Annotated in this window: 9 protein-coding genes; all 9 read left to right on the top strand. The window is 67.8% G+C overall.

Annotated elements, in window-relative coordinates; genetic code table 11:
• Nucleotides 1-15: 15 nt before the first annotated feature.
• The 9 genes from ACOZKU_RS04835 to ACOZKU_RS04795 all read left to right on the top strand — a co-directional run bounded on the left by ACOZKU_RS04835 (nt 16) and on the right by ACOZKU_RS04795 (nt 7,265).
• Nucleotides 16-1,269 carry a DNA-packaging protein gene (locus ACOZKU_RS04835; RefSeq protein ID WP_421577943.1) on the top strand — a complete coding sequence of 418 codons (1,254 nt, stop codon included), beginning with the start codon at nt 16-18 and terminating at the stop codon, nt 1,267-1,269.
• A 2-nt stretch (nt 1,270-1,271) separates the two neighbouring features.
• Complete coding sequence (locus tag ACOZKU_RS04830) at nt 1,272-1,883, top strand: hypothetical protein (protein WP_421577891.1); 612 nt, start codon at nt 1,272-1,274, stop codon at nt 1,881-1,883.
• Between the two features lie 214 nt (nt 1,884-2,097).
• Nucleotides 2,098-3,249 carry a phage portal protein gene (locus tag ACOZKU_RS04825; protein ID WP_421577890.1) on the top strand — a complete coding sequence of 384 codons (1,152 nt, stop codon included), beginning with the start codon at nt 2,098-2,100 and terminating at the stop codon, nt 3,247-3,249.
• Nucleotides 3,250-3,628: 379 nt separating this feature from the next.
• Nucleotides 3,629-3,937 carry a DUF6107 family protein gene (locus tag ACOZKU_RS04820; protein ID WP_314087554.1) on the top strand — a complete coding sequence of 103 codons (309 nt, stop codon included), beginning with the start codon at nt 3,629-3,631 and terminating at the stop codon, nt 3,935-3,937.
• A gap of 85 nt (nt 3,938-4,022) precedes the next feature.
• The gene (locus ACOZKU_RS04815) at nt 4,023-4,583 is read left to right on the top strand and encodes an HK97 family phage prohead protease (protein ID WP_421577889.1); all 561 of its coding nucleotides are present in this window, start codon (nt 4,023-4,025) and stop codon (nt 4,581-4,583) included.
• A gap of 14 nt (nt 4,584-4,597) precedes the next feature.
• A complete protein-coding gene (locus ACOZKU_RS04810) occupies nt 4,598-5,848 on the top strand; it encodes a phage major capsid protein (RefSeq protein ID WP_421577888.1) in 1,251 nt (416 codons plus the stop codon).
• Between the two features lie 111 nt (nt 5,849-5,959).
• Entirely contained in the window at nt 5,960-6,529 is a 570-nt protein-coding gene (locus ACOZKU_RS04805; RefSeq protein WP_421577887.1) for a head-tail connector protein, read from the top strand.
• Nucleotides 6,529-6,867 (top strand): phage head closure protein, encoded by a 339-nt coding sequence (locus ACOZKU_RS04800; protein ID WP_421577886.1) that lies wholly within the window; start codon nt 6,529-6,531, stop codon nt 6,865-6,867. The genes ACOZKU_RS04805 and ACOZKU_RS04800 overlap by 1 nt, the downstream gene beginning before the upstream one ends.
• The gene (locus ACOZKU_RS04795) at nt 6,864-7,265 is read left to right on the top strand and encodes a DUF3168 domain-containing protein (protein WP_421577885.1); all 402 of its coding nucleotides are present in this window, start codon (nt 6,864-6,866) and stop codon (nt 7,263-7,265) included. Before ACOZKU_RS04800 ends, ACOZKU_RS04795 begins: the two co-directional genes overlap by 4 nt.
• Nucleotides 7,266-7,276 lie beyond the last annotated feature (11 nt).

The following is a 7,276-nucleotide window of genomic DNA, read 5'->3' as shown; positions in this document are numbered from 1 at the left end:
GGTCCCGGCAGGGGGATGAGGGGCGTTTCGGATGCCCCGTCAGTGTTGCCGCACACCCGCCGGCAACTGAACCGCTGGCACTTCACCGGCCGTCTGGCGCAGATGCCGCGGCCGGGCGACTGGCGGGTGTGGCTGCTGATGGGCGGGCGGGGCTCGGGCAAGACGCGGGCGGGAGCGGAATGGGTGCATGCGCTGGCGCTTTCTCAACCGGATTTGCGCATCGCGCTTGTGGCGGAAACGCTGGGCGACGGGCGCGAGGTCATGATCGACGGTGTCTCGGGCATCTGCCGGATCGCCGGACGGGCGCGGCCGGAATTCGAGGCGTCGCGCCACCGGCTGGTCTGGCCGAACGGCTCGATTGGCCAAATCTTTTCCTCCGAGGATCCGGAGAGTTTGCGTGGGCCGCAGTTTCATTTCGCCTGGTGCGACGAACTCGGCAAATGGAAACATGCGCAGGAGACCTGGGACATGCTGCAATTTGGCCTGCGTCTCGGGGCGATGCCGCGCGTGCTGGTGACGACGACGCCGCGGCCGGTGCCGCTGCTTCGGGCGCTGGCGGCCGATCCCAGGACGGCGGCGCGGCGCATCCGAACCGATGACAATGCGCAAAACCTTTCGCCCGGTTTCATCGCCGCCATGGCCGACCGCTATGGCGGCACGCGGCTGGGGCGGCAGGAGCTGGACGGCGAGCTGATCGCCGACCGCGAGGATGCGCTGTGGAGCCGGGCGCGGCTGGAGGCGATCCGCCTGCGCCATGCCGGGCCGCTGTCGCGCATAGTCGTGGCGGTCGATCCGCCGGCGACGGCATCCGCCGCATCCGTCTGCGGCATCGTGGTGGCGGGGCTGGATGGCGCCGGGCGCGCGGTGGTGCTGGCGGACTGTTCGGTGACGGGCACAAGCCCGGCCGGCTGGGCGGGCGCGGTGGTGCGCGCCTTCCGGCGGTTCGATGCGGACCGGGTGGTCGCGGAAATCAACCAGGGCGGCGACATGGTGACGGCCATGCTGAAGAGCGTGGAGGCGGACCTGCCGGTGACCACGGTGCGGGCGACGCGCGGGAAATTTCTGCGCGCCGAGCCAGTGGCGGCGCTCTACGAGCAGGGGCGCGTGGCCCATGCCGGCGCCTTTGCCGAGCTGGAGGACCAGATGTGTGATTTCGGCCCGGACGGGCTTTCCGCCGGCCGCTCGCCGGACCGGCTCGATGCGCTGGTCTGGGCGCTGACGGCGCTGGTGCTCGACCGGCAGGGTGAACCGAGGGTGCGAGGGATTTGACGATGACGATCGATCGCAAGGTCTTTTTCGATGGCGTGCGCGGCGCGCTTTATGGCGGACGGTTGGCGGAAGCGCAGGTCGCCGGGCTGACGGCGCTCATCGACCGCTTCGAGGCGGGCGGCGAGACGAAGGACCGGCGCTTCCTCGCCTATATGCTGGCGACGGCGCATCACGAGACCGGCGGGCGCCTGCAGCCGGTGCGCGAAACCTTTGCCGCGACGGACGAGGCGGCGATCGGCCGGCTCGACCGGGCGTTTGCGGCCGGAAAACTGCCGCAGGTTTCCGAACCCTATTGGCGGCGCGATGCGTCGGGTCACAGCTGGCTCGGGCGCGGGCTGGTGCAGATCACGCATCGGCGCAATTACGCGCGGCTTGCCGCGCTGACGGGCATCGATCTCGTCGCGCGGCCGGAGCGGGCGATGGAGATGGCGGTTTCGGTGGAAATCCTCTTCATCGGCATGTTGCGCGGAGCGTTCACGGGACGGCGGCTGGCGGAGCATTTTTCGGCCGGGCGCGCGGACTGGGTGGGCGCGCGGCGCATCATCAACGGACTGGACAGGGCCGAGCGCGTGGCGGGGTACGGGCGGACGTTTTTTGCGGCGCTGGGTGGATAGGCTTGCCCCTCATCCGGCTGCCGCCACCTTCTCCCCGCAAGCGGGGCGAAGGGGAGGAGGCCACCACCTCTTTGTAGAAAATGGCCCTTAATGGAAAGGAAAGCTTCTCCACCTGTCTCCTTCTCCCCGCCTGCGGGGAGAAGGTGCCCGGCAGGGCGGATGAGGGGCAGCTCCCGTTGCGATTTTCCCTGACCTCAAAAAAACCGAGGACATCATGAAACTCCCATCCTTCCTCTCGCGGCGCCGCGCGGTGCCGGCGGAAACCAAGGCGTCGGGCTTTTTCGCGCTGACGGCCGAGGGCCGGGCGCACTGGTCGAGCCGCTCCTATGCCTCGCTGTCGCGCGAGGGGTTCATGAAGAACCCGGTGGCGCACCGGGCGGTGCGCATGATCGCGGAGGCGGCCGCCTCCGTGCCCTGGCTTGCCTACGATGGCGAAACAGAACGGCCGGAGGCGCCGGCGCTCGCGCTGCTGCGGCGGCCAAACGGGCGTATGGCGGGCACGGATTTCTTCGAAATGCTCTATGGGCATCTCCTGCTCTCCGGCAACGCTTTCGTCGAGGGCCTGCGGCTGGGCGAGGAGCTGCGGGAGCTGCATCTGCTGAGGCCGGACCGGGTGAGGATCATCGAGGGGCGGGATGGCTGGCCGGAGGCTTATGAATATCGCACTGGCAATCATGTACGCCGGCACAGAGCGGGCGATGGGGCGACGGGCGAGGGGCAGGCGATCCTGCATCTGAGGCTGTTTCATCCGCTTGACGACCAGCTTGGTTTCGCGCCGCTCGAGGCGGCCTCCATGGCGCTCGATCTCTCCAACGCGGCGGCGATCTGGAACAAGGCGCTGCTCGACAATTCGGCACGTCCATCAGGCGCGCTCGTCTATCAGCCGAAGGAGGGCGGCAACCTGACGCCCGACCAGTACGACCGGCTGAAAAGCGAGCTGGAGGAGGGTTATTCCGGCCCGGCGCGGGCGGGGCGGCCGATGCTGCTGGAAGGCGGGCTCGACTGGAAGGCGATGGGGCTTTCGCCGCGCGAGATGGATTTCGTCGAGGCGAGGAACGGCGCGGCGCGCGACATCGCGCTCGCCTTCGGCGTGCCGCCCATGCTGATCGGTATTCCCGGCGACGCGACCTATGCCAATTACCAGGAGGCCAACCGCGCCTTCTGGCGGCTGACCGTGCTGCCGCTGGTGAGCCGCACGGCGGCGGCCTTTGCGGGATGGCTTGGCGAGGACGACGGCGCGCTGCGGCTGGTGCCGGATCTCGATCAGGTCAGCGGGCTTGCGGCGGAACGCTCGGAGCTCTGGGCGCGGGTCGGGTCGGCGACGTTCCTGAGCGACGAGGAGAAGCGCCGCGCTGTCGGATATTGATCACGACGCCTGAAGGGCGCAGTCCGCGCCGAAGCGACAACGGACTGCTGGCCGCCATCATGGCGGTTGTAGGAAACTATTTTTGCACCTGAGGGCACGTCAACCGGCCAGTTTTAGGGGTGGTCGCGTGTGGGACTGCCCTATGGACGTCTTCTGTCGAAAAACGGCCGGAAAACAACGGTTTGGCCACACGGCTTGAATCGTTCTGGTCACGGCCGGAATCGCTTTGTGAAGGCGTTGAATCTCTTTGCAAGCCATCGGGCGCAAGCGATTCAAAAGACTCAGAGATTGGCGTTGCCTGACTCGGCGCAAGCCACGGTATCTGCGGCGGCTTTGGCCTGACGCTCTCGATTTCCATAATAAACTGAAAGGCTTAACAATGGCTGACTTCGGAAACGACGGCGGGCTTTGGACGGCCCGGCTGGTCGGTGCGTCGGCGGGCGCAGCCGTCTCGCTCATCTATCTCCTGCCGAAAAGCCGCCGTGAGGCGGGATGCCGGTTCTTCACCGGGCTTGCCTGCGGCCTCGTCTTCGGCGGGCCGGCGGGGCTGTGGATCGCGGTCCGACTCGGCATCGCCGGCTATCTCGGGCCGGCGGAAATGCTGGTGACGGGCTCGGCGGCCGCAAGCCTTTCCGCCTGGTGGGGGCTCGGCGTGCTGGCGCGCATGGCGGAGCGGTTGCGGCAGTAGCCGCGCCACGAGCAGATCGCGAACGGGAGGAGGCGTTGGCTGGCGCCGTCCATCCGTTCGCCCAATCCAAACATCGGAGATATCTATGACAACCACCGACCTGCCGGTCTGGCGGACGAAAAAGTATGCCGATCTGACGCTTGCGGGCGTCTCCGGCGACGGGGTGTTTTCCGGCTATGCCAGCCTTTTCGGCGAGGTGGATCTCGGCAAGGACGCGATCGCCCCCGGCGCCTTCGGGCGCTCGCTGGAAAAGCGCGGCCCCTCCGGCGTGCGCATGCTCTTCCAGCACGATCCGGCCGAACCCATCGGGCGCTGGCGCACCATCCGCGAGGATGCGCGCGGGCTCTATGTCGAGGGCGTGCTGTCGCCCGGCGTCGCACGGGCCCGCGAGGTGCTGAACCTCATGAAGTCAGGCGCGCTCGACGGGCTCTCCATCGGCTTCCAGACGGTGCGCTCGCGTACCGACCGGACAAGCGGCGTGCGCCGCATCCTCGAAGCCGACCTCTGGGAAATCTCGATCGTCACCTTTCCGATGCTGCCTTCGGCGCGGGTGTCGAACGTGAAGAATGCGCGGTGGTTCCGCGACAAGGAAACGGAGCTCGTGCGCACCATGCGCCGGGCGGCCCGGATGATGATGAAACGCTAACGGAGACGACACGCATGACGGATACCAGCAAAACCGCGCCGGAAATCAAGGCCGTGCCAGAAACGATGACCGCCGCCTTCGACGACTTCATGCAGGCCTTCGAGGCCTTCAAGGAGACCAACGACATCAGGCTCGGCGAGATCGAGCAGAAACTGACCGCCGACGTGGTGACGCGCGAGAAGGTCGACCGCATCAACCGCGCCATGGACGACCACAAGCGCGTGCTCGACCAGCTGGCGCTGAAGAGGGCGCGCCCGGCGCTTGGCGGCAGCGGTTCGGTGAGCCTGGAGGCGGCCGAGCACAAGGCGGCCTTCTCCGCCTATATGCGCCGCGGCGACGAAAGCGCGCTGCGGGCGCTGGAGGAGAAGGCGATGTCCGTCGGCTCGGCCGCCGATGGCGGTTATCTCGTGCCGCCGGAAACGGATACCGATATCGGCCGCCGGCTCTCCACGATCTCGCCGATCCGGGCGCTTGCGACGGTGCGGCAGGTTTCGGGCACGGTGCTGAAAAAGCCCTTCGCAACCTCCGGCATGGCCGCCGGCTGGGTGGCGGAGACGGCCTCGCGGCCGCAGACCGGCAATGCGCAGCTCGCCGAACTGTCCTTCCCGACCATGGAGCTTTACGCGATGCCGGCGGCGACCTCGGCGCTGCTCGACGATGCAGCGGTCGATGTCGAAAGCTGGATCGCCTCGGAAGTCGACATCGTCTTCGCCGAGCAGGAGGGCACCGCCTTCATTACCGGCGACGGCACCAACAAGCCGAAGGGTTTCCTCTCCTATACCACTGTCGCCGATGCCGGCTGGGCCTGGGGCAATATCGGCTATATCGCCTCGGGCGCGGCGGGCGCCTTCAAGGCGAGCAATCCCTCCGACACGCTGCTCGACACGATCTATGCGCTGAAGGCGGGCTACCGGCAGAACGCCAGCTTCGTCATGAACCGCAAGACGCAGGCGCAGATCCGCAAGTTCAAGGATGCCGACGGCAACTATCTCTGGCGTCCGCCGGCAACGGCCGGCCAGGCCGCCTCGCTGCTGGGCTTCGGCATCGCGGAAGCCGAGGACATGCCCGACATCGCCGCCGACAGCTTCTCCATCGCCTTCGGCGACTTCCGTGCCGGCTATCTCGTGGTCGACCGCACGGGCGTGCGCGTGCTGCGCGATCCCTATTCCGCAAAGCCCTATGTGCTGTTCTACACGACCAAGCGCGTCGGCGGCGGGGTGCAGAATTTCGAGGCGATCAAGCTGGTCAAGTTCGCGGTGAGCTGAGGGCTGCACCGCCTCTTTCTCCCGCACCGGCGACTTTCCCTGACGCCGGTGCCGCGGGCGCGGTTTTCCTCCCGGCCGCGCCCGCATCCTCCTTTCATCGGACAGGACCCCATGACCATTACCGAACTTTTGCCGCCCGCCGTCGAGCCGGTCACGCTCGCGGAGGTGAAGGCGCATCTGCGCCTGGAGACGACCGAGGAGGACACGCTGCTGACGGCGCTGATCCGCACGGCGCGCCGCCATCTCGAAAGCCAGACGGGGCTCTGCCTGATCTCCCGGCTGCTGCGCCTCTATCTCGACGACTGGCCGGACGGGCGGGTGATTCAGATTGCCAGAGGGCCGGTGCAAACCATTGAGATCGTGACGGTTTACGATGCATCCGGTGCGCCGGTCGAACTCGATACGGCGGGGTATGTGCTGGACGGCGCGGCATGGCCGGCGCGGCTGGTATTGCCGGAACGGCGGGCGACCGAGCGGGCGCTGAACGGCATCGAGATCGATTTTACCGCCGGCTTCGGCGAGAGCGGCGCGGATGTGCCCGACACGCTGAAACGCGCGCTCACGCTGCATGTCGCCGCCATGTTCGAGCTGCGCGGCGTGCTCTCGCTCGAGGACCAGCCGGGAGCGGTGCCGCAGGGATACGAGCGGCTGATTGCGCCGCATTGCCAGCGGAGGCTGTGATGGTGTCTGCGGGTATAATCGACCCCGGCGCGCTTTCCGCCCGGCTCGTGCTGGAGCGGCCGGTGGAAACGCCGGACGGGCAGGGTGGTGTCGCGCAGAGCTTTTCGGCGCTGGCGACGCTCTGGGCGCGCATCGAGCCGGTCTCGGCGCGCGCGGAGGAGGTGGCCGGCGCGATGCCGGTGATGGTGACGCATCGCATCTGGCTCCGGCGGCGCAGCGATCTCTCCGGCGGGATGCGGCTGCGCAAGGGTGCGCGCCTCTTCTCCATCCATACCTTCCGCGATCCGGACGAGACCGGGCGCTACACGCTCTGCGACTGCGAGGAGATCAAGCCATGAGTGCGGCATCGGCTCTGCAGAAGGCGATCTTCGCGCGTCTTTCGGGCGACGTGGCGCTGACGGCGCTGATCGGCGGCAATGCGATCACCGACCGGCGCCTGGCGACGCCAACCGCGCCGCTCGTCGTGATCGCGGGCATCGACAGCGCGGACCATTCGACAGCGACGGAGCCGGGCGAGGAACACGTCGTCACGCTGGAGGTCTGGTCCGATGCGGCCGGCAACCGGCAGGGCCAGGCGATTGCCGCCGCCGTGCGCGCCGCACTGCATGACGCGGCACTCAGTCTCGCGGGACATCGCCTTGTGCTGCTTTTCCACCGTGAGACACGACTGACCCGCGACGACCGCTTCCACCGCGCCGAAATGCAGTTCCGCGCGGTGACGGAACCGGAAACCTGAACACTTTCAAG

The organism is Shinella sp. M31 (genome assembly GCF_049199205.1).
Taxonomy (GTDB): domain Bacteria; phylum Pseudomonadota; class Alphaproteobacteria; order Rhizobiales; family Rhizobiaceae; genus Shinella.
The sequence above is the reverse complement of the archived record's forward strand: the minus strand, read 5'-3'. Positions and strand labels throughout refer to the sequence as shown.